Here is a 23,018-nt window from a genome sequence, read left to right on the forward strand (position 1 = left end):
CGTTCGTCCAAGCTTTCCGCTTTCTTCAACGAATCGAGCAATTGCACAACGCTGGAGTGCCAACTGTAAAAGCACTCGGCCCATTCGGGCGCTTCGTTCCAGCGGTTAGAAAAGTTCTCGTCCGCAACGGGGCTTTGTACCCACCATTGAGCGCGCCCGTTGGGCAACGAGCGATGCTCGACAAACGTCGGCATACCGTCGACAACGGCTCGAAGCAGAATCTAGTGGCGAGTCGAATCGCTGCGCCGATGCGACTTCACCAAACGCGTACGCCGCCAACGTCGTGATGATGATCGAGATTGGCGCGTAGTCGCGGCGGGTCGCCGGCAAGCTGTCTCGCCAAACACAACGGTGTCGCTTCAGTACCTGTACGAGACGGCGAAGCCAGCCTCGTTCCGCCGGATCGTCAGGAAACGGGATAACTTCGGCTTTGATGACATAGGCCTCGGTTAGTCGTCGGGTTTGCGCGGCATCGGCCAACCGATTGAACCAGGTGGCATAGAGTTCGGGCGCTGTCGGAATCCAAACGCGCAACTCGCGATCGGGAATCAGATCGCCGCCAGCAAGACGGGGTACGACTGGCGCAATGTCCATATGGAACTCGCCCGCGAACACTACGCGCCAGCATCGCGCTTTCTCCTTAAGCTTATCCTTGTAGCGGCCATCGTTTGCCAGGCAGGTTCCAACCAACGCCTTGGCTTGCGCCGGCAGCAATGCCTCGGTGCTGGCAAGCCGGCATATCAAATCAACATCGAATCCTTCGTCGCTGTCAGCCAATGGCTTTACTACTGTACCCAGCGCAAACGAACCCTGTGGAAACACTTTCGAACGGGCAAGAGGGAGACGCAGGTCGGCGGCAAGGACACTGCCGACTGTCTCGTAGGCAGAACGCGCTCGCTCATATTGTGTCGAGGTGAGATCGAGGTTGTACGCGAGGCGGCTTAAAAGCGCGGCGGTGACAGCGTCACGCGATGGCACGATGCCGATGTTCAAATCGTTCATAGTCCCTCCTGTTTAGAGGGCCACACCGTACCCGCTGGCCGTCTCAATTCCCGCGACAGCGCTACAAATTGGGTTCGGGCGTGGTCCGAAACCCAACATCTATGGGTCATCGATCACAGTTTCAAGCGGTTGCTGAAATAACACCGAGGGAAGCAATTTCATACCGCGGTGAACCCACTTCGGGAAGAAAAGTCGGCTTAAGGCGGGATAATTCACCATTATTCCGCGTCAGAATTTGACCTTTCTTGTTGATTTCATTTCAACAGGCGCGCAGCCGGATTCTCTTCAGCTGCCCCGGCTTGAAAATACCCGACCACACTCGCGACCGACCGATGCTCCGTCATCGCCATCACCGCCGGCAGCGGCACGCCTTGTTTACCGGCCTCGGTAACGAAGCCCGAGCGAAGGCTATGTCCCCCAAAATTCCCCTCCAGCCCGGCGAGCCGAGCCCGCCGCTGCACGATCTGGCCGACGGAAGCAGGGGAGAGCGCCGGACCGACCCGGTTCTTCCAGATCCGTCGAAACATCGCCCCTTCGATAATGTCTGCGGCCTCCAACCACTCGGTCAGTGCCCACGCACTGCGCCCAATGATCGGCTTGTCCGGTGTCGAATTGGCAGTCACGCCGGCCTGTTGCGTCTTGCTGTGCTCCAGCCGGTAGATATAGGTCTCCTCGCTGGTCCGGCGGAGATCCCGCATATCCGCCGCGGCGATCTCGCTGCGCCGACGGCCGCCACTGGCAAAGCCAAAGCAGAGCAGGGCGGTGTCGCGCAGGCCCTCGAGGCTGTCGTCGCACGTCGCCAGCATCGCCTCGAGCTCCGGTCGGGTAATCGCGGTTTTCTTGGTCGGCCGTTCGCCGCGTTTGACGGACGCACGACGAGCGCGGCTGAGCAGTGTACGTACGGTCGGCAGTTCGCACGGATTCGGCCGGCGCTTGAGCTTATGCGCGGTCGACAGCACCGCGACGCGATGCGCGACGCTGGAGAGCTTCAGCGGCCCGATTTTGGCTTTGAGTCCGGCCGCGACCAGCGCCGCGTCGATCTCGGGCGGTAGCTCACAAGCCAGGCCAGCCTTGCTGCGCCGCTGGATATGGTCGACGAGAAACTGAATCACCGTGGCCTCACTGACTGGGAGCGCCAACTCGATGCCGAAGCGCGCGCGATGCCAGCCGGCCCAATAGCGCAGGGCGCTCGCGTAACTACGCGTGGTGTTCGCGGCAGCGGCTTCGGCCAGCAGTTCGCGCACCGCATTGGCCGCTTGTTCGGCCAATTGTTCCGGCAGCAGCAGCTGGGAAGCGGGGGAAGCGAGCGCAGGTAGGGATTTTTTTTCTTTCATACAATGTAGTCTATACTACGAAATAAGGATCATACTAACGATAATCATCACTTATCGTTAGTAGAAAAGCAAAAGAGTGGGGCGACGACATCGGAGGCGAAAATGGCACGCGGCGTAACGCAAGACCAGGTAACGAAGGCCGCAGATGCTTTGCTGGCCCGTGGCGAGCGGCCGACGATCGAAAAGGTTCGCGCCGAACTCGGCACCGGATCGCCGAACACGCTGCTGCGTCTGATCGAGGTGTGGTGGGCGGAATTGGCCGGGCGCCTGGCCGCGCAGGCACGGGCGCAATTGCCAGAGATCGCGCTTCGCGCTGCTCCGGCTCATCGCCTTCATCCAGCTCGAACTTTGCGACCGATATCGGACCATCCTTGCGATAGCCCTCGGTCCTCTCGTCGCCAGCGAAGCGGCTGCGCAGGATCGCCAGCGAGGCCTCAATGACGGCACCGTGCTTGCCTCCTCGCTCGTTGCGGAAGGCCTCAGCCACGGCGTCCATGCCCTCGGTCGCGTGCTCGATGCAATAGATCAGGTCGTGCGCGTCTTTGCGCTCGAAGCGCTGGTCGAACGCGAAGGCCTTCAGGCAGGTGAAGCTGACGAGATTGGCGTGCTTGATCTTCTCGGTGGCGACGCCGTTGCCGCCCAGCAGTTCCGCCTGGATTTCGGTGACTTGGTTCAGGTCGAAAACGATCGACGAGTGCGGGATGTTCAGAGCCGAGATCGTGCCTTCCGTTGGCAGCGGCTGCACCTTGCCGCCAGCGAGGTCCGGTGCGTCGGCCAGCAGTTCCAGGACCATCAGCGCACCGTGTTCGGTGCGGGTTTGCCAACGCCACGAGAGCTTCTTTCCGGCTTCGTTCTCGGCGCGCTCGAAGCCCATCTTCTTGAGGTTGTCCTCCAGCGTGTGATAGGCCTCGGTGTCGGCCAGGATTTGAAGGTCGATCACGATGTCCACGTCCAGCGTACCGGCGTGCGCCGGAACGGCGGGCGGCCGTGCGGCGACGAGGTAACGTGGTGTGAGCCCTCCGACCAGATAGATCGAATCCTTCCACGGTCCGAGACCGCGCAGCAGCGTCACGAGGACACGTTCGCAGTCCACCGTGTACTGGTCGCTGTAGCCGTCGAGCGTTGCGGGCTTGGCCATCAGAAGCCGATCCTTTCTTTGCGGAAATGCTCGGCCATTTCCTTGGAGCGGCCTTCGCCGCGCAGCAGGTCGAGATAGATCTGGATCGGGCTCGCCAGCCACAGGCCATCGACCCGCTCGCGGAACAGCAATTCACCCGGCGACTTGGCTTCGATGACGCCCAGGTTGGCGCCTTCGCTGACGACACGCGCGTCCACGTCGCCGATCGCGGCATCGGCGTTTGCGCCGATCAACACGCGCACGCGCACCTGGGAGACGTTGGAAAGGAATGGCGCGTAGCGCTGTGCGGCGGCCTCGTGGCTGATTGCGTACTGGACGTCGTGCGCGTCGAAGACCTGGCCGAGCCGCGTTGCCAGCGTATCTGCCTTCGTGCCCGGCACGTAGTACCGGCGCAGAGGTGAGGGGCGGATGGTGGCGAGCTGCCTAGCCCATGCGTCCAGCAAGGCCGCCGGCTCGCGAAGGTGGCGCTCCTTGCTCGGGCCTTGCCCACGCGCCACCAGCCAGTCGAAGCGCTCCAGTTCGGTCAGCACCTGCGAGGTGGTGGCAGGCGACACCATCGCCTGTTGTGCCAGATCCGTGACGCCGAACCAGTTCTGGTGCTTCACCAACAGGGCGTGAAGCACCTGAGCGCGTCGTCCGGTAAACAGCGTACGCACGGACTTTGTGAGGGTCTTGGGGGGCGGTTTGTCGATGTAGAGGTACGCCCCAGGCGCAGGCAGGTACAGGCTGCCGCCACTGTCGTAGTAGCCGACGCGCTCGTTTCTGAGCAGTTCCTTCGCGCCGGGGGAGAGCGATTCGGCGACGAGGAGTGGCAGCGGCGCTTGCCCTTGCCTTGCAGGTCGTCCGTGACTCGCTTCCCGGAGCTGCCAGATCACTTGACGGACATCTCGGGGAAAAACGGCTTTCTTGGCTTCAATCAGCAAGACGAAGGACTTGTCGGCGACGTGCAGATCGACCTGGGCGTCGTATCCACGGTCGCCGTGGGCTCCGGGGGACTCCCAGTGTTCGAGGTCGGCCTCCACTTCCGGAAGCTCCCGTAGGGCCTCCACGAATCGGGTGATCAACTGTCGTTCGGTCAAGGTGGACTCAAGCATGGAGCACCAGGAGCATTGTTCACTGTTCAGTAAATATGCCAATCCTAGCGAATATTCGGTCAAATGGCAATTTTTACTGTGCAGTGAATGAGGGAAGGTCCGCTACAGCGTAGGCCGGGACCCGCTGGGCGTCCCGGCGTTCCGCCGTCGGGCTCGCGGGCTACGCCCCGCGCCTCGTGCCGAGTCGCGGCCATCCGGCGTTGATCCCTGACGCCTGCCGATCGAGCGCGATTTGCACTTTCGCGCGGAGAAACGCCTGAGCGCCTATGCGCGCGAAGCGCGGCACGCCGGGCGGATCGTCGTGTGACCTCGCAAGCGCGTCGTCCTTCGGGGCGACGCGCTTTTTTCTGCTGCGTCCGCTGCCGATGCCTTCGCGCCTTCGGCGCTGCGCGCTGCCGCTTGCACTCCAGGGGAAAGCCCTGCGGGCTATCCCCGCCGCGCTGCACTTGGCGCCCCTGCAAGCCCGCCGCCCCGGCTACGCCGGCGCGGTCTTCGGCCCTCACGGGCCAGCGCGCTTTGCATGCCTGTCCGTGCCTGTTGGAATGGCCTGGCTGCTAGAGGCTACACGCCGATGGCGCCTGGCGTCATGGGGACAACTTCATTCCTTGACCGCCGCGTCGAACTAACCCACGCAGCACGTCCTCGCTACCTACTTTCAGCGCCGGTGACGGCTGAGGTCTCCCATCAACCCGGTGCGGACAATCTTTTCCTTGTAGATCCAGCGATCCCCATGTCGCACGAACCTATCCTGATAGCGGCCGCAGGCGATAGGTTGCAGCGGAAAATCGGGCAGTGCCTGGAAGACGGTGTAGTAAGCCTCGGCGTGGGCGGCCAAAGCATCGTCGTCGATCTCGATGATGACGTTGCTAATCACATGGCGCGTGCCCGGTGTACCGTCATTGTGGATGCGCAGTGATGCGTGCGCGAAGCGTTCCACTGCGTCCGCGCCGATGGCCGCAGGCGCGTTGTTGAGAGTAAGCTGACCATCCGCAAAGAGCGTTCCCAATCCAGCAAAATCGCCATCATCGACCAGAAAGGCGTAGCGATAGATGAGGTTGGCGATGGCCTGCTCATGGCTGATCATGTCGATGCTCCAGCATGGGGCTTGTTCGCCGTCTCCAAGAACGGGAGGATGAATGAAAGGAGATTGGCCTCTCGACCAAAATTGATTGCATGGCCTTGGTCTTCAATTGGTACAAGTTGAAGCTGCGGTACCGCGCGTCTTTACCGCGCTCGATCAAGCTCGCGCCAGCGTCAGGTCGGGAGCGGCGGGCTGCTGTTCAATCCGACCGACGCCCGTTCAGCGGCCTACAACCCGCTGCTCGAAGTCCGGCGCGGCACGCACGAAGTGCGCGACGTGCAGAACATTGCGGACATTCTCGTGGACCCCGAAGGTGCGCTCGAACGCCGCAACCATTGGGAGAAGACCTCGCACGCGCTGCTGGTCGGGGCGATCCTGCACGTGCTGTATGCCGGCGAGGACAAGACGCTGAGCGGCGTCGCCAACTTCCTCTCCGATCCTGCGTGCCCGTTTGAGTGGACACTGCACCGCATGATGACGACGCGGCATCTGGACGACCTGCCGCATCCCGTCGTCGCATCCGCTGCACGCGAAGTGCTCAACAAGAGCGATAACGAACGCTCCGGCGTGCTGTCCACCGCGATGAGTTTTCTCGGTCTGTACCGCGATCCCACGGTGGCCCACGTCACCTCGCGCTGCGACTGGCGCATCGCCGACCTCATCGCATCCCACCATCCCGTTTCGCTGTACCCGGCCTTGCTGGCCGAGGTGAAGGCGCGCATCCAGTCTGCCCAATACGCGGCGCTGCGCGCGGTCAACAAGGAACTGGTCGGCCTGTATTGGGACATCGGGCGGCTGATCGTCGAGCGGCAGCAGACCGAGGGCTGGGGCAAGGGCGTGGTGGAGCAGCTTTCCGCCGACTTGCGCGTAGCCTTCCCCGGCGTGGGCGGGTTCTCGACGCAGAACCTGTGGTACATGCGCCAGTTCTTTCAGGAATACAGTGCTGCGCCAAAACTCCAACCACTGGTTGGAGAAATCGGCTGGGCGCACAACCTGCTCATCCTGTCGCGCTGCAAGGACGCTCAGGAGCGCGAGTTCTACCTGCGCATGACGCGGAAGTTCGGTTGGTCGAAGAACGTGCTTGCGCACCAGATCGACAACCAGAGCTACGAGAAGTCGCTGCTCGGCCAGACCAATTTCGACCAGACGTTGACACCGGCTCTGCGCGCGCAAGCCAAGCTGGCGGTCAAGGACGAGTACGCCTTCGACTTCCTCGAACTCGGTGAACAACACAGCGAGCGTGAGCTGGAACGCGCGCTGATTGCCCGCATCGAGGACTTCCTGCGGGCGATGGGCGGCATGTATGCCTTCATGGGCAGCCAGTATCGACTGGAGATAGATGGCGAAGAATTTTTCATTGATCTCTTGCTGTTCCACCGGCGGCTGCGTGCGCTGGTGGCGATCGAATTGAAGATCGGCAAGTTCGTGCCAGAGTTCGTCGGCAAGATGCAGTTCTACCTGGCCGCGCTGGACGCGCAGGTGCGGCAGGACGACGAGAACCCGTCCATTGGCATCATCATGTGCAAGGAGAAGACCCGCACCATCGTCGAGTACGCGCTGCGCGACGCGCGTAAGCCCATCGGCGTGGCGACCTATGAAATCACGAAGACGCTGCCGAAGAAGCTGAAGGATCAGTTGCCGTCGCCGGAAGCCATTGCCCGGTTGCTGGAGGGCATATGAGGATGGAACACGTCAAGCTGCTCTGGGGAGCGGGGCTGAAGTGCGGTCGCCAGTTCGGTATGATTGAAGCTGATTGATGATGAGCCGATGCTGCGTAAACCCGCGCCAGCAAAGGACGTGTTTTTCTGACGGTAAAGCTGGCAGCCTTCAACCGCGAGAACTACGTCCTGTTCAGGGCCTATCTCGAGAGCCATCGGCACGAACTCCGCGTCGACGATCTGGAGCTCGCGTCCTTTGTATGCGTGACCTCGATCGAAGCGTTGACACACAACGCGGTGCTTCACCATTCCGAGATGCTTTCGGACGAAACGCTGGATGCGCTCGTCGACGAGAGCGCGCGCCTCGTGACCGGATATTTGAAGGGCTATAGCTAGGCGATCAACCGCGTGCCCACCGCCGCGAGTGCGGTCGCGAGGATCGGGCGCAGAACGCGGTCCGGCACATAGGCGGCCAACTGGCTGCCGATGACGATGCCGGGCAGCGATCCCACGAGCAGGGATACGAGCAGCGTGCCATCGATGCTGCCGAGATACCAATGGCCGAGACCGGCGACCAAGGCGAGCGGGACGGCATGCGCGATATCGGTGCCGACGAGGCGGGCGGACGGCACCTCGGGATAGAGCAGGAGCAGCACGACCATGCCGATCGCGCCGGCGCCGACGGACGTCAGCGAAACGAGTATGCCGAGCGCCAGACCGAGCGCGACGGTCAGGCGATGAATCTGCCGTTCCGACAGGCTCGCCACACGATGCGCCAGGCGGCCGAGAAAGTAACCGCGGAAAAGCAGACCGGCTGCCGTGAGGATCAGCGCCATGCCGAGCATGCCGCCGATCAGGTGATCGGAGCCGCGGCCGCTATGGTCCAGATAGCGGAGCAGCAGGATCATCGCGAGCGCGGCGGGGATCGAGCCGCTGGCCAGCCGGCCGACGAGGCGCCAGTCGACCGTCGCGTTGCGCCCGTGCACCAAGGTGCCGCACGTCTTGGTAAGCGCGGCATAGAGCAGGTCGGTGCCCACCGCCGTGGCCGGATTGAACCCGAAAACAAGGACCAGCAGCGGGGTCATCAGCGAACCGCCGCCTACGCCGGTGAAGCCGACGAGGACGCCGACCAGCAGGCCGCAGAGGGTGTAGATCGCGTTGTTCGAGTGGAGATCGGGCATTGCAGGGCATCGCGGCGCGGTCGCGTGCGTCATACTCGTGAACCCCGCTGGCTACTTCCAACAACCCGCGGGAATTTGCATATGCCGCGGCATGCTTTCCGCGTCACGGACCACTTTTCGAGAATCGGGCAATTCCATGAAAGCCATAGGTTATTTCCAGTCCCTTCCAATCGACCGGGCAGACTCGCTGCTCGATGTCGACGTCGCCGAGCCGACGCCCGGCGATTTCGACCTGCTGGTCGAGGTCAAGGCGATTTCGGTCAATCCGGTCGATACCAAGGTGCGCCTGCGTGCGGCTTCGACCGACGGGCAGCCGCGCATCCTCGGCTGGGACGCCGCCGGCGTCGTGCGCGCCGCCGGTCCGAAGACGGGCAAGTTCAGGCCCGGCGACAAGGTCTGGTACGCGGGCGACGTGACCCGCGCCGGCAGCAACAGCGAGCTTCAGCTCGTCGACGAACGCATCGTCGGGCCGATGCCCGCCAGCCTCGACTATGCGGCCGCGGCCGCATTGCCGCTGACTTCGATCACCGCCTGGGAACTGCTGTTCGACCGGCTCAAGGTACAGACCGCCGATCCGACGCGCGACAATACGCTGCTCGTGATCGGCGCGGGCGGCGGGGTCGGCTCGATCCTCGTCCAGTTGGCGAGCAAGCTGACCGGCTGGACCATTGTCGGCACGGCTTCGCGCGAAGCAACGCGCGACTGGGTGCGCGGACTCGGCGCGCATCACGTGATCGATCACGCGAAGCCGCTGGCGCAAGGGCTGCAGGCGGTCGGGATTGGGCAGGTCAGCGCGGCGATCGGCGTCACCCATACCGACGACTACCTGGCGCAGATTCCCGACCTGCTCGAAGCCGAGGGCCAGTTCGCGCTGATCGACGATCCGAAGGCGCTCGACGTGCTCGCGTTCAAGCGCAAGTCGCTGTCGCTGCACTGGGAATCGATGTTCACGCGTTCGACGTTCCGCACGCCGCAGCTCGCGCGCCAGGGCGAGATCCTGCGCCGCATCGCCGAGCTGGTGGACCGCGGCGTGATCCGCTCCACCGTCGCCGAGCATTACGGCACGATCAACGCGGCCAACCTCAAGCGCGCGCACGCGCTGCTCGAAAGCGGTGCGTCGCGCGGCAAGATCGTGCTCGAGGGGTTTTGATCCCGTGCTCTCGTCGCTCTGTGGCGAAGATCAGTTCGAATTGAGGCCGCGCGCGGCCGCGATGAACGCGTCCACGTCGGCAGCTTGCGTCGCGAACGAGGTCACGAGGCGAACCACTCCAGGCTCCCAGCGATCGCCGTGGAAGTGGAAGCCTTGCGCATGCAGGCCGTCGTTGATCGACCGGGGCAGGGTGCAGAACAGTATGTTGGCGTTGCAGCCCTCGTGCACGGCGATTCCGGGTACGCCGCGCAATCCTTCGGCCAGGCGCCGCGCCATCGCATTGGCGTGACGCGCGTTGCGCAGCCACAGGTCTCCGGCGAGATAGGCGTCCATCTGCGCCGCGATCAGGCGCATCTTCGACAGCAGATGGCCGCCGCGCTTGCGCCGGTAAGCCAATTCCGTGGTGAGGCTGCGGTCGAACACGACGATCGCCTCGGCCGCGAGCGCACCGTTCTTGGTCGCGCCGAAGGAAAGCACGTCGACGCCGGACTTCCAGGTCATCTCCGCAGGGGTGCAGCCGAGCGCGGCGAGCGCATTGGCGAAGCGTGCGCCGTCCATGTGCAGGCGGAACTTGCGCTCGCGGCAGACCGCACCGATCGCACGCAACTCGTCCAGCGAATAGACGGTGCCGAGTTCGGTCACCTGCGAGATGCTCACGCAAGTGGGCTGCGTGCAGTGCACGTCGCCGATCTTCGCCAGCGAGTGCGTCTTCAGCGTGCCGGGATCGAGCTTCGCTCCCGCTCCGCCGAGGGTGATCAGCCGGCCGCCGCTGTAGAACTCCGGGGCGCCGCATTCGTCGTTGTTGATGTGGCTTTCCTCATGGCAGAGCACGCCGCCCCAGGGCGGCGTCATCGCGGCCAGCGACAGCGCGTTGGCCGCGGAACCCGTCGCGACCAGCAGCACGTCGAGATCGGTTTCGAAGACATCGCGCAGCGTGCGTTCGACGCGCTGCGAATAGTCGTCCGAACCGTAGGAGGCTTGCGCACCGCCGTTGGCCGCGGCGATGGCGGTAAGAATTTCAGACGAGGCGCCGACGACATTGTCGCTGGCGAAGTTCTGGTTCGATGCGGGCATGAAGACCTCCGGTGAGTCGGTGGAGTATCGCATTCGCGCACGGGAGGATGGCGAATCCGCATCTCTGCGACTGTTAAAATCCCTTCATGCCTGCCGACCTCTCGCTTTCATCGTCGCCGATGTTTGACTCGAACGACATCGCTCATATGCGCCGCGCGCTCGAGCTCGCCGCGCACGCGCGCGATGCGCACGAGGAAGTGCCGGTCGGCGCCGTACTCGTGCGCGGCGGCGTGATCATCGGCAAAGGCTGGAACCGCAGCATCACCGGCAACGATGCGACCGCGCACGCCGAAATCGTCGCGTTGCGCGACGCGGGCGCGCGCGAGGGCAACTATCGCCTGCCCGGGTCGACGCTGTACGTCACGCTGGAACCGTGCGCCATGTGCGCCGGTGCGATCGTGCACGCCCGCGTCGAGCGGGTCGTCTACGCCGCCGCCGATCCGAAGACCGGCGCAGCGGGCAGCGTCTTCGATACGCTGGTCTCGCCGTTGCACAACCATCGCGTCGCCGTTTCCGGGGGCCTCCTCGGCGACGAAGCGGGCGTGATGCTGCGCGAATTCTTCCGCCAGCGCCGCGGTTGATCCGGCAGCTTGGGAAATTCCAACAAAGCCTGCGCTAGGCTGCCGTCTCCGCAAACCGGTAGGGAGGAGGGGACCATGCACGGTACAAGACGGCACCCGAAGCTCGACAAGGCGCTCGCGCCGGCGACCAAGAAAAACTCCAAGTCGCATTGGCCCGAATGGGTGATCGGCAGGGGGATGATGGACAAGGCGATGAAGTCGATCATTGCGCGCGTCCACCTCGACCGGCGTTTCGACATTCCCTACCTCGCCGGCTACAGCCTCGACGGCCATACGATCTTCATCGACCGGCACATGCCGAGGAGCTTCGTCTATCGCGGCAAGCGCGTGAACACGGACCGTTTCCTGATCGTCCACGAGGCGGTCGAAAAGTCGCTGATCCAGTTGCTCGGCATGCACTACCTGACCTCGCACCAGATCGCATTGCACGCCGAGCAGGCCGCGGTGCGCGCTGAAGGCGTGACCTGGGACGCCTACAACGAGTTCATGGAGAAGTACATCAAGGTGATCGGCGACGAAAATCTCAGCAAGGTGCCCGATACTCTGGACCTGACGCCCTACGTCGATTTCCACGACGCGGCCGAGCTGAAACAGATGCGCGCCAACATGGTGCCGGGACCGGTGAATTGGTCACGCCATGCAATACACATTTCGGGGTTGTAGACCTGGCAGCAACCACGTTATGCACTTTCGTCGATGCCGTGGCTTTGATTTGCGTGAATGTATATTATGTAAAATCAAAATAATCTGCAGAAGATACCCTGTCAGAGCCAAGATGAGAAACTCTTGGTCGCCGCATGCAAATCTTCGTTTATGAGCAACACTCTTTCGAGTTTGAAGATTCATCCACATGGATCAGACACTCCGATTGCTGGTAAACGGCCACAACCGGTATGTCCAGAGGTGGACTGAACTGGCGGAGAGAGAGGGATTCGAACCCTCGATAGAGCTTTTGACCCTATACTCCCTTAGCAGGGGAGCCCCTTCGGCCTCTCGGGCATCTCTCCGGGATTCTGTGGATCGCCTAGTGGGCCAAGCAGCACATGGCAGTCGCCCGTCTCGGCCAGCGACGGGAGTTCTAAGATAGCCAGTTTGTGCGCTTGGGTAAAGTGCGATCAGGGGCTTGACGGCGGTGCGCTTTCATTCTGTTCGGAGTGTTCGCGCTTGATGCGCTGATAGATCTCTTCGCGATGCACCGCGACATCCTTGGGAGCGTTGATTCCGATTCGAACCTGGTTCCCCTTGACGCCGAGAACCGTCACGCTGACCGATTCTCCTATCATCAATGTTTCGCCGACGCGGCGGGTCAAGATAAGCATTTTGAATCTCCTTAGGCCTGTTCGTCGTTCCAAACGACTTGATGCGCAACATCAACCATGACGGCGCGCACACGGCAACGGCATGAACACACGGCACCCACAACCGTCCGTCCCCTGTCAGGCGGCCAACCTGCGCTCTCGCTGGGCGAATCGGGTACAGATCGGTCTGGTTGCGCGGATACTAGCCCACGAGGTATCGATCACGCAACGAACGAAACATTCGTAGTCTTTTTATTGTAATACACATTACACCAGTTGTGTTTGAACCCAGTGCGACAGTGATCGCAGCGCTTCCCCCAATGCGGGCGTATCCTCGCCCCCCCCTTGAGCCATATCGGGGCGCCCGCCCCCCTTGCCCCCGATCTGCGCTGCCACGTGGGCGACCATATCGCCGGCCTTGACCCGGGCAAGTGCCTTGCCGCTGACGCCCGCGACGAGCGAAACCTTGCCATCGCTGGCACCGGCAAGCAGCACGACGCTGTCGACAAGTTGCTGTTTGAGCCGGTCGACGCTATCGCGCAGCGCTTTCGCGTCGACGCCGGGCAGCCGTGCCGCGACGAGCTTGATGCCGCCGATGTCCTTGGCGCCGCTTGCCAGGTCGCCGGCCGCCACACTAGCCGCCTTCGCCTTCAGGGTATCGAGCTCGCGTTCGAGCTTCTTCTGCTTGTCGAACAGCGCTTCCAACTTGTCGACGAGGCTACCGCCGCTGGCGGACAGCAGGCGGGAGATCATGTCGAGTTGCGTCTCCTCCTCTTCGACGTATCGGAGCGCACCGGCACCCGTGACCGCTTCGATGCGGCGGATGCCCGAGGCGACGCCACTTTCGCCCGTGATCTTGAACAGGCCGATGTCGCCGGTGCGGCCGACGTGCGTGCCACCGCAGAGTTCGATCGAGAAATCTCCCATCTTGAGCACGCGCACGTCGTCGCCGTACTTCTCGCCGAACAGCGCCATCGCGCCGAACGCGATCGCTTCGTCGTATTTCATGTGGCGCACGTCGGCGGCGACGTTGCGGCGCACTTCGTCGTTGACCAATGTCTCGATGCGCTGCAGGTCGGCGCGCGACACCGGCGCATTATGCGAGAAATCGAAGCGCAGGCGGTCGGGTGCGACCAGCGAGCCTTTCTGCGCGACATGCTCGCCCAGCACCCGGCGCAGCGCCGAATGCAGCAGATGGGTTGCCGAATGGTTGAGCACGATCGCCTGGCGGCGCGCGCCGTCGACCTCGCCGCGCAGCGCGGCGCCGACGTGCAGCGGCTTGCCGCTCCAGCGCCCGACATGGCCGTGGAAGCTGCCGGCAAGCTTGATCGTGTCGGTTACAGTGAGCCTGCCCTCGCCCGCCGCCAGCGCGCCGGCATCGCCGACCTGCCCGCCCGATTCGGCATAGAACGGCGTGCGGTCGAGAATCAGCGTGGCTTCCTCGCCGTCGTTCAGAATGTCGACAGCTTGATCACCGCGCACGATCGCGATGAGGTTCAAACCATCGGCGGTCAACGATTCGTAGCCGAGGAACTGTGTCGGCGAGAGTTTCTGCACGAGGTCGGCTGACAGGTTCGCCTTCGATTCGAACTGGCTCGCCGCACGCGCGCGTTCGCGCTGTTCGTTCATGGCCTGCTCGAAGCCGGCCATGTCCACGGCCAGGCCGCGTTCGCGTGCGATGTCGGCGGTGAGATCGACCGGAAAGCCATAGGTGTCGTAGAGGCGGAATGCGTCCGCGCCCGGAATGACCTTCGAGGCGCGCGCAGCGACGTCGTCGAACACCTTCATGCCATGTTCGAGTGTCTCGCTGAAACGTTCCTCTTCGGCCTTGAGCGCCCTGGCGACGACGTCCCGCTTCGCCGCGAGTTCGGGATAGGCCTGCCCCATTTCCGCAATGAGCGTATCGACCAATTTGTAGAAGAACGGCTCGCGCATGCCGAGCATGTAGCCATGGCGCAGCGCGCGGCGGATGATGCGGCGCTGGACGTAGCCGCGGCCCTCGTTCGATGGCAACACGCCGTCGACGACGAGAAAACTTGCCGCGCGGATATGGTCGGCGATCACGCGCAGCGACTTGTTCTCGAGATCCTTCGTGCCGGTCAGTTCCGCGGCCTTCTTGATCAGGCGCTGGAATAAATCGATCTCGTAGTTGGAATGCACGTGCTGGAGCACGGCGGCGAGGCGCTCCAGGCCCATGCCCGTGTCGACGCAGGGTGCGGGCAGCTTGGTCAGCGTGCCGTCGGCCGCGCGGTCGAACTGCATGAAGACGAGGTTCCATATCTCGATGAAGCGGTCGCCGTCCTCGTCGGGCGATCCGGGCGGGCCGCCGGGAATTTCCGAGCCATGGTCGTAAAAGATTTCCGTACTCGGGCCGCAAGGGCCGGTGTCGGCCATCTGCCAGAAATTGTCAGAGGCGAACGGCGCGCCCTTGTTGTCGCCGATGCGCACGATGCGCTCGGCCGGCAGGCCGATTTCCTTGTGCCAGATGTCGAACGCCTCGTCGTCGGTGTGGTAGACGGTGACGAGCAGGCGCTCCTTCGGCAATTTGTATACGCCGGTGAGCAGCTCCCAGGCCCAGTGGATCGCTTCTTTCTTGAAATAGTCGTCGAACGACCAGTTGCCGAGCATTTCGAAGAAGGTGTGATGGCGCGCGGTATAGCCAACCGAGTCGAGGTCGTTGTGCTTGCCTCCGGCGCGCAGGCAGCGCTGTACGTCGGCCGCACGCACGTAGGGTAACTTCTCGCTGCCGAGGAAGACGTTCTTGAACTGGACCATGCCTGAGTTCGTGAACAGCAACGTCGGGTCGTTTCCCGGCACGAGCGGCGCCGAGGGCACGATGGTATGGCCCTTGGACTTGAAGAAGTCGAGGAAGATCTGGCGGATTTCGGCGCTGGTTTTCATTGAGCCAAGAAAAAGCGTTGAACACGGCGGATAGGGCGCAATCGGAAAACACCGCTCGTCATTCCGGCGAAAGCCGGAATCCAGCACCTTGTGCTTTGCACCAGGCATTCAGGAAAAAGACGCTGGATTCCGGCTTTCGCCGGAACGACAAGGAAGGTGGATTCAATCGGCTTCGTCGGACGAGTCGGCGAGGACGCTTTCGCCCACGACTAGTTTAACAGTTGCGGCGTCATAGCCGCGACGCAAGAGGAAGGCGGCGCGCTTGTTGCGCTCGGCGAAATCGACCGCCTTGCGCCCACCGTAGCGGCGTCGCAACTGGCGGCGGATCAAGTGTGGCCAGTCCGGCTCGGCCGCCTCGATCAGCTCGCGTCCGCGGCTCTCGTCGATGCCGTGCTGGCGCAGCTCGGCGAGGATCCAGCGCGCGCCATAGCCGCCTTCGAGGCGCGAATGCACGAGCATCTCGCCGAAGCGCTCGTCGCTCTGGTAATGCTTCAACTGCAATTCGGCGATCGCCGCGGCGCTTTCGCCGGCGTCGAGCCCACGTTGTTCGAGCTTCGACTTCAGTTCACGCGCGGAGTGTTCGCGCCGCGCGAGAAAGGCGAGCGCCTTGTCGTAGGCCTCGCCCTGCCGGCCACTTTGCGAACGACGCGCCATTCGACGCCCTGCCCCCCTTACGGCGCCGTCACTCCGAGGCGGCGCGCGACTGGATGCCGCGGTAGATCAGATACGGCTCGGCATTGCCGTTGATCACGGCCTCGTCGACGACGACCTTGCTGACGTGTTCGAGCGAAGGCAGCTCGTACATCGTGTCGAGCAGCACCGATTCGATGATCGTACGCAGGCCGCGCGCGCCGGTCTTGCGCTTGAGCGCCTTGCGCGCGACGGCAGTGAGCGCGTCGGGGCGGAACTCGAGTTCCGTGCCTTCGATCTCGAACATGCGCTTGAACTGCTTGACGATCGCGTTCTTGGGCTCGGTGAGAATCTTGACGAGTGCGGACTCGTCGAGTTCCTCCAGCGTCGCCACGACCGGCAGGCGGCCGACGAATTCCGGAATCAGGCCGAACTTGACCAGATCCTCCGGCTCCACGTCGGCGAGCACCTTGCCGACGTTGGTGTGCTTGATCTTGCTGCGGATTTCGGCCGCGAAACCGATGCCGGTCGACTCCGAACGCTGCTGGATCACCTTTTCGAGGCCGGCGAACGCGCCGCCGCAGATGAACAGGATGTTCTTGGTGTCGACCTGCAGGAATTCCTGCTGCGGATGCTTGCGTCCGCCCTGCGGCGGTACCGAGGCGATCGTGCCTTCGATGAGCTTGAGCAGCGCCTGCTGCACGCCCTCACCCGACACGTCGCGCGTGATCGACGGGTTCTCGCTCTTGCGCGAGATCTTGTCGATCTCGTCGATGTAGACGATACCGGTCTGCGCCTTCTCGACGTCGTAGTCGCACTTCTGCAACAGCTTCTGGATGATGTTCTCGACGTCCTCGCCGACGTAACCGGCCTCGGTCAGCGTCGTCGCGTCGGCGATCGTGAACGGCACGTTGAGCAGGCGCGCGAGCGTTTCCGCGAGCAGCGTCTTGCCCGAGCCGGTCGGGCCGATCAGAAGGATGTTCGACTTGGCCAGCTCGACCTCGTCGTTGGCCTTGCGCGATTCCATGCGCTTGTAGTGATTGTAGACGGCGACCGCGAGGGTTTTCTTCGCGCGCGTCTGGCCGATCACGTACTGCTCGAGAACGTCGAGGATTTCCCTGGGCTTGGGCAGATGGCTGCGCGCGCCGGTGGCTTTTTCCTCGAGTTCCTCGCGGATGATGTCGTTGCACAACTCGACGCATTCGTCGCAGATGAACACGCTGGGGCCCGCGATCAGCTTGCGGACTTCGTGCTGGCTCTTGCCGCAGAACGAGCAGTAGAGGATCTTGTTGTTGTCGCCAGAGCGGCTCTGTCGATCGTCACTCATGCCGGGCTCCGGTTCCTTTACAAAGAAATGTCAGTCGGAAGAATAGCATAGGTCGAAGCCGCCGCATGCAATGCCTTGAATGGCACTGCATGCGGCGGCCGATAAGGCAGGGACGCGATCCCTGAACGGTTTCCCCGGAACGCTCTTAACGGTCCGGCGCCTCGCGTTTCCCTCTCCAAGGAGGGGGAAACGGTCAAGCCGTCTTGATCGACTCGACAGGGCGCGATTCGAGCACGGAATCGATCAGGCCGTAAGTCTTGGCGTCGTCCGCGCTCATGAAGCGATCGCGCTCCATGTCGCGTTCGATCTGCTCGATCGGCTGGCCGGTGTGCTTGACGTAGATGTTGTTCAGGCGGTTGCGCAGATAGAGGATCTCGCGCGCCTGGATTTCGATGTCGGTGGCCTGACCCTGCGCGCCGCCCGAAGGCTGGTGGATCATGATGCGCGAGTTCGGCAGCGCGAGGCGCTTGCCCTTGGCGCCGGCCGTCAGCAGCAGCGAGGCCGCGCTGCACGCCTGACCCACGCACATCGTGCTGACGTCGCAGCGCACGAACTGCATCGTGTCGTAGATCGCCAGCCCTGCGGTGACCACGCCGCCGGGGCTGTTGATGTAGAAGTTGATGTCCTTTTCCGGATTCTCGGATTCGAGGAACAGCAACTGCGCGACGATGACGTTGGCCATGTAGTCGTCGATCGGGCCGACGCAGAACACCACGCGCTCCTTGAGCAGACGTGAGTAGATGTCGTAGGCGCGCTCGCCGCGCGAGGTCTGCTCGACCACCATCGGCACGAGGTTGAGGTTGCGTATCGGTTCGACGGTGGAACTCATGGCGTGCTCCTCGAAGAAAATGCTTTGTTGAAAAGTGCGGCCAAGGAAGGCTGCTTATTGATCTTCGCGATCACGGAGGATTGCAAAAATCAACTCGGGCGCATCGCCTCGCCGAAGCTCAGATGCTGTTCGGTCACCTGGGCGTGATCGGCGATCCAGTCGGCGACCTGATCTTCCATGACGCGGCTCTGCAGCCCGCCCATGAGTTGGGGATCTCGCTGGTAAAGTTCAACCACGCGCTCCGGCTCCTCATAGGTCGAGGCGAACGAAGCCAACGTCTCGGCGACGCGGCGGTTGTCGAGGCGGATGTTGTTCGCGCGGGCGATTTCGCCGACGAGCACGCCGGCGGCGACGCGGCGGCGCGCGACGTCGCGGTATGCTTCCGGCCCCGGCGTGGCTTGCCCTTGCTGGCGCGCCTGCTCCTGCGCCTGCTGCGCGAGCATTTCGGCTTCGCGTTCGATCATTCCCTGCGGCAGATCGATGGCCGCGTGCGTGGCGACGAGTTTGCCGACGACTTCGTTTTTCAGCCGCGCCGACAACATGCCCTTCAGTTCGCGCTCGAGGTTTGCGCGCACGTCGGCGCGGAACTTGTCGACGCCGCCGTCGGCAATGCCGAACGCCTTGATGAAGGCATCGTCGACCTCGGGCAGCCTCGATTCCTGGACGCGGATCAGCTTGGCCTCCACTTGCGCGCGGCGGCCGGCCAGTGCCGGTTCGCGGAAGTCGGCGGGGAAATCCACTTCGGCCGTCACCGTGTCGCCCGCGACGCGGTTGAGCAGCGCCTCTTCGATGCCGGTCGTCATCGAGCCCGAGCCGAGGATCGTGCCGACGCGATCCATGCCTTCGGCGGGATGGCGGAAGCTGCCGCTCGTATCGCTGCCCTGCGCCGCGTATTCGAACAGGGCCATGTCGCCCGGCTGTGCGGCCCGCGCGGCCGGCACCCATTCGCGGCGCTGGGCGCGCAGCGTTTCGATCATCGCGTCGACATCGGCATCGGTCACGCTCGAGGTCACCTTGGTGATTTCCAGCTGGCCGACGTCGATGGGGCCGATCTCGGGCAACACTTCGAACTTGGCGGTGTATTCGATCTGGCCGTCCGTCGGCTGACCGGTCGTATCGATCTCGGGCGCCATCGCCGGCCGCAGGTTTTCCTTGCCCACGGCCTCGTTGAAGCTGTTGCGGATCAGTTCGGAGATCGTCTCGCCGCGCACCTGGGGGCCGAAACGCTGCTCGATCACCCGAGGCGGAATCTTGCCGGGGCGGAAACCCTTCAGGCGCACGCTGCGCGCGACTTCGGCCAGGCGCGCCTTGACCTGCGATTCGTATTGGTCGGCGGGAACGCGGACAGTGAGCTTGCGTTCGAGCTTGCCGAGGTTTTCGATGGAGACTTGCATGTGGGCTTACCTGGAAATTCCGTAGTTGGGAATTATATCGCGGGCCGATTGCTGCTGCGAAAAAGATAAATCGCGTGATCACTGACGCGATCATAAGTTAGCTGTTGGTGCGAACGGAGAGACTCGAACTCTCACGGGTTGCCCCGCTGGAACCTAAATCCAGTGCGTCTACCAGTTCCGCCACGTTCGCCCGGCCTACATCCAATGGACGTGCGCGACGCCCGGACCACGCCTGATCAAAATGTCGCAAGGGTTGGGGCGGAAGTCGAAGCGCACTCGCCGACACCGCGTATGATCGCCGATCCGCTCCGCGGGGAAAAGTGGTGGGCCGTCAAGGATTCGAACCTTGGACCAAGAGATTAAGAGTCTCCTGCTCTACCAACTGAGCTAACGGCCCCCATTCCAACCGGTGAATGACATCACGCGCAGCGTGATGGCCACTCTCCCTCCCCGCTTGCGGAAGCGCGCAAGAGGCGAAGGCTGGGGTGGATGATGGGACTCGAACCCACGACAACCGGAATCACAATCCGGTACTCTAACCAACTGAGCTACACCCACCATCGAGCCGCGCATTGTAGCGCAACTTCGTGGAAAAGGAACTCCTCACCAAGGGTGTACGAACGCACCGGGTTTCGGTTAGAATGCGCAGTTGAGTTTGTCAGCCGTCCCGATAATTTACGGAAACCCCATGAAAGTCCTGTCCTCCCTCAAGTCCGCCAAGCAGCGCCATCGCGATTGCAAGATCGTGCGCCGTCGCGGCAAGGTGTTCGTGATCTGCAAGAGCAATCCGCGTTTCAAGGCGCGCCAGCGCTGAGCCGGTCGTCCCTGCCTGGTTGCTGCGAAGGCCGCCTCGGGGCGGCCTTCGCCTTTTCCGGGACGATTTCCGCACATCGAGGCCGCATCGCCGCCGCCGACCTTGCAACGGCCAGGTCGGCTTGGCAACATCGTCCGCAAGGATCGTCCCGTTTGGAGAATTGCGCCATGACGCTGCATCGTTCTTCGCTGGCTCTCGCCTGTGCGCTCCTCGCCGTCGACGCGATCGGCGTCGCGCGTGCCGACACCTTGCTGATCGATCGCGTGAAGCAGGAACGCAGCCATGTCCTGCCCGCGCGCGGCCTGTCGATGGCGCAGGTCGAGCGGCGGTACGGCGCTCCGACCAGCAAGCTCGCGCCTGCCGGCGGCGACTCGCGCTGGCACCCGACGATCAACCGCTGGGTCTACGCCGACTATACGGTCTACTTCGAGCGCGACCGCGTGATCGACGCCGTGGTCAACCGCGCTTCGCCCGACGAAATCGGCCCGAAGAGCGCAGTTCGCAACCGATGACGTCGCCCGCTTTCCGCCTGCCCGCGGAATGGGAACCGCAGGACGGCGTGCTGCTCGCCTGGCCCCATGCCGGCACCGACTGGGCGCCGCGGCTGGAGCACGTCGAGGCGACCTGCGCCGCGCTGATCGCCGCGATTTCGCGGCGCGAGCGCGTCGTCCTCTGCGTCGCCGACGCGGACGTGCGCGCCCGCGCCGAACGCGCGCTGCGCGACGCGAACGCACGCAGCGAAAAAATCCGCTTCGTCGCCGTCGACTACGACGACACCTGGCTGCGCGATTCCGGTCCGATCGCGCTCGGCGACGGCACGCGCTTCCGTCTGACCGATTTCCGCTTCACCGGCTGGGGCGGCAAGTTCGGCGCGAGCCGCGACGACGCGCTGATCGGCAACCTGATCGTGCGCGACGTGTTCGCGCCGGCCGAGCACGTGCGCGTCGACTGGGCCCTCGAAGGCGGCGCGATCGAATCCGACGGCAGGGGCACGATCCTCACCACCTGGCGCTGCCTGCACCAGCGCCACCCCGAACAGAGCCGCGAGGAAATGTCGCAGCTGCTGCGCGACAAGCTCGCCGCGCAGCGCGTGCTCTGGCTCGAACACGGCTACCTGCAGGGCGACGACACCGACGCGCACGTCGACACGCTCGCGCGCTTCGCCCCCGGCGACGCGATCGTGTTCCAGGCCTGCGACGACGCGAACGACACCCATTACGGCGAACTCGCGCGCATGGGCGAGGAACTCGCCGCGCTGCGCACGCTCGACAGCCGGCCCTACCGTCTGCACGCCCTGCCCTGGGCCAAACCCATTCTCGACGACGGCCGCCGCCTCGCCGCGTCGTACGCCAACTATTTGATCGTCGACGGCGCCGTGCTCGTGCCGGCTTACGAAGACGCGGCGGATGCCGAAGCGGCGCGCATCATCGGCGCCGCGCATCCGGGCCGCGAGATCGTCCCGATTCCCTGCCGTCCGCTGATCTGGCAGAACGGCAGTCTGCATTGCATGACAATGCAACTCCCGCAAGGAATATTGAAGTGAGCAAGACACTGCGTGTCGCGCTGCTGCAGGAAACCGACCGCGGCAGCCGCGAAGCCAATCTCGAGGCGATCGAAGCGGGCCTGCGCGAAGCGGCGAAGGCCGGCGCCGGGCTCGTGCTGCTGCAGGAACTGCACAACGGACCGTACTTCTGCCAGCACGAGAGCGTCGTCGAGTTCGATCGCGCCGAGCCGATTCCCGGACCGAGCACCGAGCGCCTCGGCGCGCTCGCCGCGGAACTGAAACTCGTCGTCGTCGCCTCGCTGTTCGAGCGCCGCGCGGCGGGCCTCTACCACAACACCGCGGCTGTCTTCGATGCGCAAAAAGATATTTGTGGAAAATACCGCAAAATGCACATCCCCGACGATCCGGCGTTCTACGAGAAGTTCTATTTCACGCCGGGCGATCTGGGCTTCGAGCCGATCGAGACCTCGGTCGGCAAGCTCGGCCTGCTCGTCTGCTGGGACCAGTGGTATCCCGAAGGCGCGCGCCTGATGGCGCTGGCCGGCGCCGACCTGCTGCTCTACCCGACCGCGATCGGCTGGGACCCAGCCGACGACGACGCCGAGAAATCGCGTCAGCGCGAGGCCTGGATCACCGTGCAGCGCGGCCATGCCGTCGCCAACGGCCTGCCGCTGCTCGCCTGCAACCGGACCGGCTTCGAGGCGGCTCCCGACGCGGCGCGCGGAATCCAATTCTGGGGGTCGAGCTTCGTCGCCGGCCCGCAGGGCGAATTCCTTGCGCAAGCCTCGACGGACAAGCGCGAGCTGCTCGTGGCCGACATCGACATGCAGCGCAGCGAAAACGTGCGTCGCATCTGGCCGTTCCTGCGCGACCGCCGCATCGATGCGTACGGCGACCTGCTGAAACGCTTTCGCGACTAGGCCTCTCACTCCATGTCCGTCATTCCGGCACTCGCCGGGATCCTTTTTTACTTCCCCGACGCCAAAAAATAGAACCGAACTCCAGCGTGGGCTGGAATGACGGCAAAA

The 23,018-nt window shown here is 63.5% G+C and carries 23 protein-coding genes, 4 tRNA genes and 2 pseudogenes; 13 read left to right on the plus strand and 16 right to left on the minus strand.

Annotated elements, in window-relative coordinates:
* Window positions 1-105 precede the first annotated feature (105 nt).
* The gene (locus QM741_RS15005; protein WP_415208473.1) at window positions 106-1,002 is read right to left on the minus strand and encodes a nucleotidyltransferase; all 897 of its coding nucleotides are present in this window, start codon (window positions 1,000-1,002) and stop codon (window positions 106-108) included.
* A 254-nt stretch (window positions 1,003-1,256) separates the two neighbouring features.
* Window positions 1,257-2,336, minus strand: coding sequence for a site-specific integrase (locus tag QM741_RS15010; RefSeq protein WP_415208474.1), 1,080 nt, complete (start codon window positions 2,334-2,336; stop codon window positions 1,257-1,259).
* A 102-nt stretch (window positions 2,337-2,438) separates the two neighbouring features.
* Here QM741_RS15010 and QM741_RS15015 point away from each other — a divergent pair, with 102 nt between their 5' ends.
* Both QM741_RS15015 and QM741_RS15020 read left to right on the plus strand, forming a co-directional pair.
* The gene (locus QM741_RS15015; protein WP_415208475.1) at window positions 2,439-2,777 is read left to right on the plus strand and encodes a DNA-binding protein; all 339 of its coding nucleotides are present in this window, start codon (window positions 2,439-2,441) and stop codon (window positions 2,775-2,777) included.
* Window positions 2,778-2,784: 7 nt separating this feature from the next.
* On the plus strand, window positions 2,785-3,552 hold the full coding sequence (locus tag QM741_RS15020) for a hypothetical protein (protein WP_415208476.1): 768 nt from the start codon (window positions 2,785-2,787) through the stop codon (window positions 3,550-3,552).
* On the opposite strand, the gene QM741_RS15025 is transcribed toward QM741_RS15020, so the two are convergent.
* Window positions 3,474-4,553, minus strand: coding sequence for a hypothetical protein (locus QM741_RS15025; RefSeq protein ID WP_415208477.1), 1,080 nt, complete (start codon window positions 4,551-4,553; stop codon window positions 3,474-3,476). The two genes, QM741_RS15020 and QM741_RS15025, sit on opposite strands and share 79 nt — an antisense overlap.
* A gap of 229 nt (window positions 4,554-4,782) precedes the next feature.
* On the opposite strand from QM741_RS15025, the pseudogene QM741_RS15030 reads away from it, so the two are divergent.
* A pseudogene (locus QM741_RS15030) lies at window positions 4,783-4,875 on the plus strand (DUF2958 domain-containing protein); the annotation flags it as partial.
* Window positions 4,876-5,223: 348 nt separating this feature from the next.
* Here the strand turns inward: QM741_RS15030 and QM741_RS15035 are convergent.
* Window positions 5,224-5,652, minus strand: coding sequence for a nuclear transport factor 2 family protein (locus QM741_RS15035; RefSeq protein ID WP_415208478.1), 429 nt, complete (start codon window positions 5,650-5,652; stop codon window positions 5,224-5,226).
* A gap of 189 nt (window positions 5,653-5,841) precedes the next feature.
* Between QM741_RS15035 and QM741_RS15040 the strand changes: the two are divergent.
* From QM741_RS15040 to QM741_RS15050, 3 genes and pseudogenes are all read left to right on the plus strand, one after another.
* Window positions 5,842-6,339: pseudogene (locus QM741_RS15040) on the plus strand (type IV secretory system conjugative DNA transfer family protein); the annotation flags it as partial.
* An 18-nt stretch (window positions 6,340-6,357) separates the two neighbouring features.
* On the plus strand, window positions 6,358-7,329 hold the full coding sequence (locus QM741_RS15045) for a PDDEXK nuclease domain-containing protein (RefSeq protein WP_415209136.1): 972 nt from the start codon (window positions 6,358-6,360) through the stop codon (window positions 7,327-7,329).
* A 167-nt stretch (window positions 7,330-7,496) separates the two neighbouring features.
* Window positions 7,497-7,703 (plus strand): hypothetical protein, encoded by a 207-nt coding sequence (locus QM741_RS15050; protein WP_415209137.1) that lies wholly within the window; start codon window positions 7,497-7,499, stop codon window positions 7,701-7,703.
* Here the strand turns inward: QM741_RS15050 and QM741_RS15055 are convergent.
* Window positions 7,700-8,488, minus strand: a complete 789-nt coding sequence (locus tag QM741_RS15055; protein WP_415208479.1) for a sulfite exporter TauE/SafE family protein — start codon at window positions 8,486-8,488, stop codon at window positions 7,700-7,702. The genes QM741_RS15050 and QM741_RS15055 overlap by 4 nt on opposite strands.
* Window positions 8,489-8,624: 136 nt before the next feature.
* Between QM741_RS15055 and QM741_RS15060 the strand changes: the two genes are divergently transcribed.
* Complete coding sequence (locus QM741_RS15060) at window positions 8,625-9,638, plus strand: zinc-binding alcohol dehydrogenase family protein (RefSeq protein ID WP_415208480.1); 1,014 nt, start codon at window positions 8,625-8,627, stop codon at window positions 9,636-9,638.
* 30 nt (window positions 9,639-9,668) lie between these two features.
* On the opposite strand, the gene QM741_RS15065 is transcribed toward QM741_RS15060, so the two are convergent.
* On the minus strand, window positions 9,669-10,712 hold the full coding sequence (locus tag QM741_RS15065; RefSeq protein ID WP_415208481.1) for a threonine aldolase family protein: 1,044 nt from the start codon (window positions 10,710-10,712) through the stop codon (window positions 9,669-9,671).
* 86 nt (window positions 10,713-10,798) lie between these two features.
* Between QM741_RS15065 and tadA the strand changes: the two genes are divergently transcribed.
* Both tadA and QM741_RS15075 read left to right on the plus strand, forming a co-directional pair.
* On the plus strand, window positions 10,799-11,293 hold the full coding sequence (tadA, locus tag QM741_RS15070) for a tRNA adenosine(34) deaminase TadA (protein WP_415208482.1): 495 nt from the start codon (window positions 10,799-10,801) through the stop codon (window positions 11,291-11,293).
* 75 nt (window positions 11,294-11,368) lie between these two features.
* Complete coding sequence (locus QM741_RS15075; protein ID WP_415208483.1) at window positions 11,369-11,956, plus strand: hypothetical protein; 588 nt, start codon at window positions 11,369-11,371, stop codon at window positions 11,954-11,956.
* A 251-nt stretch (window positions 11,957-12,207) separates the two neighbouring features.
* Here the strand turns inward: QM741_RS15075 and QM741_RS15080 are convergent.
* The 10 genes from QM741_RS15080 to QM741_RS15125 all read right to left on the minus strand — a co-directional run bounded on the left by QM741_RS15080 (window position 12,208) and on the right by QM741_RS15125 (window position 20,230).
* Window positions 12,208-12,300, minus strand: a tRNA-Ser gene (locus tag QM741_RS15080).
* Window positions 12,301-12,408: 108 nt separating this feature from the next.
* Window positions 12,409-12,612, minus strand: coding sequence for a carbon storage regulator CsrA (csrA, locus tag QM741_RS15085; protein ID WP_415208484.1), 204 nt, complete (start codon window positions 12,610-12,612; stop codon window positions 12,409-12,411).
* Window positions 12,613-12,858: 246 nt separating this feature from the next.
* On the minus strand, window positions 12,859-15,492 hold the full coding sequence (gene alaS / locus QM741_RS15090; RefSeq protein ID WP_415208485.1) for an alanine--tRNA ligase: 2,634 nt from the start codon (window positions 15,490-15,492) through the stop codon (window positions 12,859-12,861).
* Window positions 15,493-15,654: 162 nt separating this feature from the next.
* Window positions 15,655-16,146, minus strand: coding sequence for a regulatory protein RecX (locus QM741_RS15095; protein ID WP_415208486.1), 492 nt, complete (start codon window positions 16,144-16,146; stop codon window positions 15,655-15,657).
* 28 nt (window positions 16,147-16,174) lie between these two features.
* On the minus strand, window positions 16,175-17,449 hold the full coding sequence (gene clpX / locus QM741_RS15100; protein WP_415208487.1) for an ATP-dependent Clp protease ATP-binding subunit ClpX: 1,275 nt from the start codon (window positions 17,447-17,449) through the stop codon (window positions 16,175-16,177).
* Window positions 17,450-17,642: 193 nt separating this feature from the next.
* Window positions 17,643-18,278 (minus strand): ATP-dependent Clp endopeptidase proteolytic subunit ClpP, encoded by a 636-nt coding sequence (gene clpP / locus QM741_RS15105; protein WP_415208488.1) that lies wholly within the window; start codon window positions 18,276-18,278, stop codon window positions 17,643-17,645.
* A gap of 89 nt (window positions 18,279-18,367) precedes the next feature.
* Window positions 18,368-19,672 (minus strand): trigger factor, encoded by a 1,305-nt coding sequence (gene tig / locus QM741_RS15110; protein ID WP_415208489.1) that lies wholly within the window; start codon window positions 19,670-19,672, stop codon window positions 18,368-18,370.
* Between the two features lie 105 nt (window positions 19,673-19,777).
* Window positions 19,778-19,862 (minus strand) — tRNA-Leu (locus tag QM741_RS15115).
* Between the two features lie 131 nt (window positions 19,863-19,993).
* Window positions 19,994-20,069, minus strand: a tRNA-Lys gene (locus tag QM741_RS15120).
* An 84-nt stretch (window positions 20,070-20,153) separates the two neighbouring features.
* Window positions 20,154-20,230: transfer RNA gene (locus QM741_RS15125), tRNA-His, on the minus strand.
* 130 nt (window positions 20,231-20,360) lie between these two features.
* Here QM741_RS15125 and ykgO point away from each other — a divergent pair.
* From ykgO to QM741_RS15145, 4 genes are all read left to right on the plus strand, one after another.
* On the plus strand, window positions 20,361-20,486 hold the full coding sequence (gene ykgO / locus QM741_RS15130) for a type B 50S ribosomal protein L36 (protein ID WP_298070998.1): 126 nt from the start codon (window positions 20,361-20,363) through the stop codon (window positions 20,484-20,486).
* Window positions 20,487-20,653: 167 nt separating this feature from the next.
* Window positions 20,654-20,998 carry a hypothetical protein gene (locus tag QM741_RS15135; RefSeq protein ID WP_415208490.1) on the plus strand — a complete coding sequence of 115 codons (345 nt, stop codon included), beginning with the start codon at window positions 20,654-20,656 and terminating at the stop codon, window positions 20,996-20,998.
* Window positions 20,995-22,029 carry an agmatine deiminase family protein gene (locus QM741_RS15140; RefSeq protein WP_415208491.1) on the plus strand — a complete coding sequence of 345 codons (1,035 nt, stop codon included), beginning with the start codon at window positions 20,995-20,997 and terminating at the stop codon, window positions 22,027-22,029. The genes QM741_RS15135 and QM741_RS15140 overlap by 4 nt, the downstream gene beginning before the upstream one ends.
* The gene (locus tag QM741_RS15145) at window positions 22,026-22,910 is read left to right on the plus strand and encodes a carbon-nitrogen hydrolase (protein WP_415208492.1); all 885 of its coding nucleotides are present in this window, start codon (window positions 22,026-22,028) and stop codon (window positions 22,908-22,910) included. Before QM741_RS15140 ends, QM741_RS15145 begins: the two co-directional genes overlap by 4 nt.
* Window positions 22,911-23,018: the final 108 nt, after the last annotated feature.

The sequence above is a fragment of the Rudaea sp. genome, assembly GCF_047601565.1.
Lineage (GTDB): Bacteria > Pseudomonadota > Gammaproteobacteria > Xanthomonadales > Rhodanobacteraceae > Rudaea.

Excerpts from the sequence above, each read along its gene's own strand:
- QM741_RS15135 (WP_415208490.1), top strand. The coding sequence starts at position 20,654 with ATGACGCTGCATCGTTCTTCGCTGGCTCTCGCCTGTGCGCTCCTCGCC.
- QM741_RS15140 (WP_415208491.1), top strand. The coding sequence starts at position 20,995 with ATGACGTCGCCCGCTTTCCGCCTGCCCGCGGAATGGGAACCGCAGGAC.
- clpX (WP_415208487.1), bottom strand. The coding sequence starts at position 17,449 with ATGAGTGACGATCGACAGAGCCGCTCTGGCGACAACAACAAGATCCTC.
- QM741_RS15015 (WP_415208475.1), top strand. The coding sequence starts at position 2,439 with ATGGCACGCGGCGTAACGCAAGACCAGGTAACGAAGGCCGCAGATGCT.
- tig (WP_415208489.1), bottom strand. The coding sequence starts at position 19,672 with ATGCAAGTCTCCATCGAAAACCTCGGCAAGCTCGAACGCAAGCTCACT.
- QM741_RS15095 (WP_415208486.1), bottom strand. The coding sequence starts at position 16,146 with ATGGCGCGTCGTTCGCAAAGTGGCCGGCAGGGCGAGGCCTACGACAAG.
- QM741_RS15060 (WP_415208480.1), top strand. The coding sequence starts at position 8,625 with ATGAAAGCCATAGGTTATTTCCAGTCCCTTCCAATCGACCGGGCAGAC.
- QM741_RS15055 (WP_415208479.1), bottom strand. The coding sequence starts at position 8,488 with ATGCCCGATCTCCACTCGAACAACGCGATCTACACCCTCTGCGGCCTG.
- QM741_RS15065 (WP_415208481.1), bottom strand. The coding sequence starts at position 10,712 with ATGCCCGCATCGAACCAGAACTTCGCCAGCGACAATGTCGTCGGCGCC.
- clpP (WP_415208488.1), bottom strand. The coding sequence starts at position 18,278 with ATGAGTTCCACCGTCGAACCGATACGCAACCTCAACCTCGTGCCGATG.
- QM741_RS15075 (WP_415208483.1), top strand. The coding sequence starts at position 11,369 with ATGCACGGTACAAGACGGCACCCGAAGCTCGACAAGGCGCTCGCGCCG.
- QM741_RS15010 (WP_415208474.1), bottom strand. The coding sequence starts at position 2,336 with ATGAAAGAAAAAAAATCCCTACCTGCGCTCGCTTCCCCCGCTTCCCAG.
- alaS (WP_415208485.1), bottom strand. The coding sequence starts at position 15,492 with ATGAAAACCAGCGCCGAAATCCGCCAGATCTTCCTCGACTTCTTCAAG.
- tadA (WP_415208482.1), top strand. The coding sequence starts at position 10,799 with ATGCCTGCCGACCTCTCGCTTTCATCGTCGCCGATGTTTGACTCGAAC.
- csrA (WP_415208484.1), bottom strand. The coding sequence starts at position 12,612 with ATGCTTATCTTGACCCGCCGCGTCGGCGAAACATTGATGATAGGAGAA.
- QM741_RS15005 (WP_415208473.1), bottom strand. The coding sequence starts at position 1,002 with ATGAACGATTTGAACATCGGCATCGTGCCATCGCGTGACGCTGTCACC.
- ykgO (WP_298070998.1), top strand. The coding sequence starts at position 20,361 with ATGAAAGTCCTGTCCTCCCTCAAGTCCGCCAAGCAGCGCCATCGCGAT.
- QM741_RS15035 (WP_415208478.1), bottom strand. The coding sequence starts at position 5,652 with ATGATCAGCCATGAGCAGGCCATCGCCAACCTCATCTATCGCTACGCC.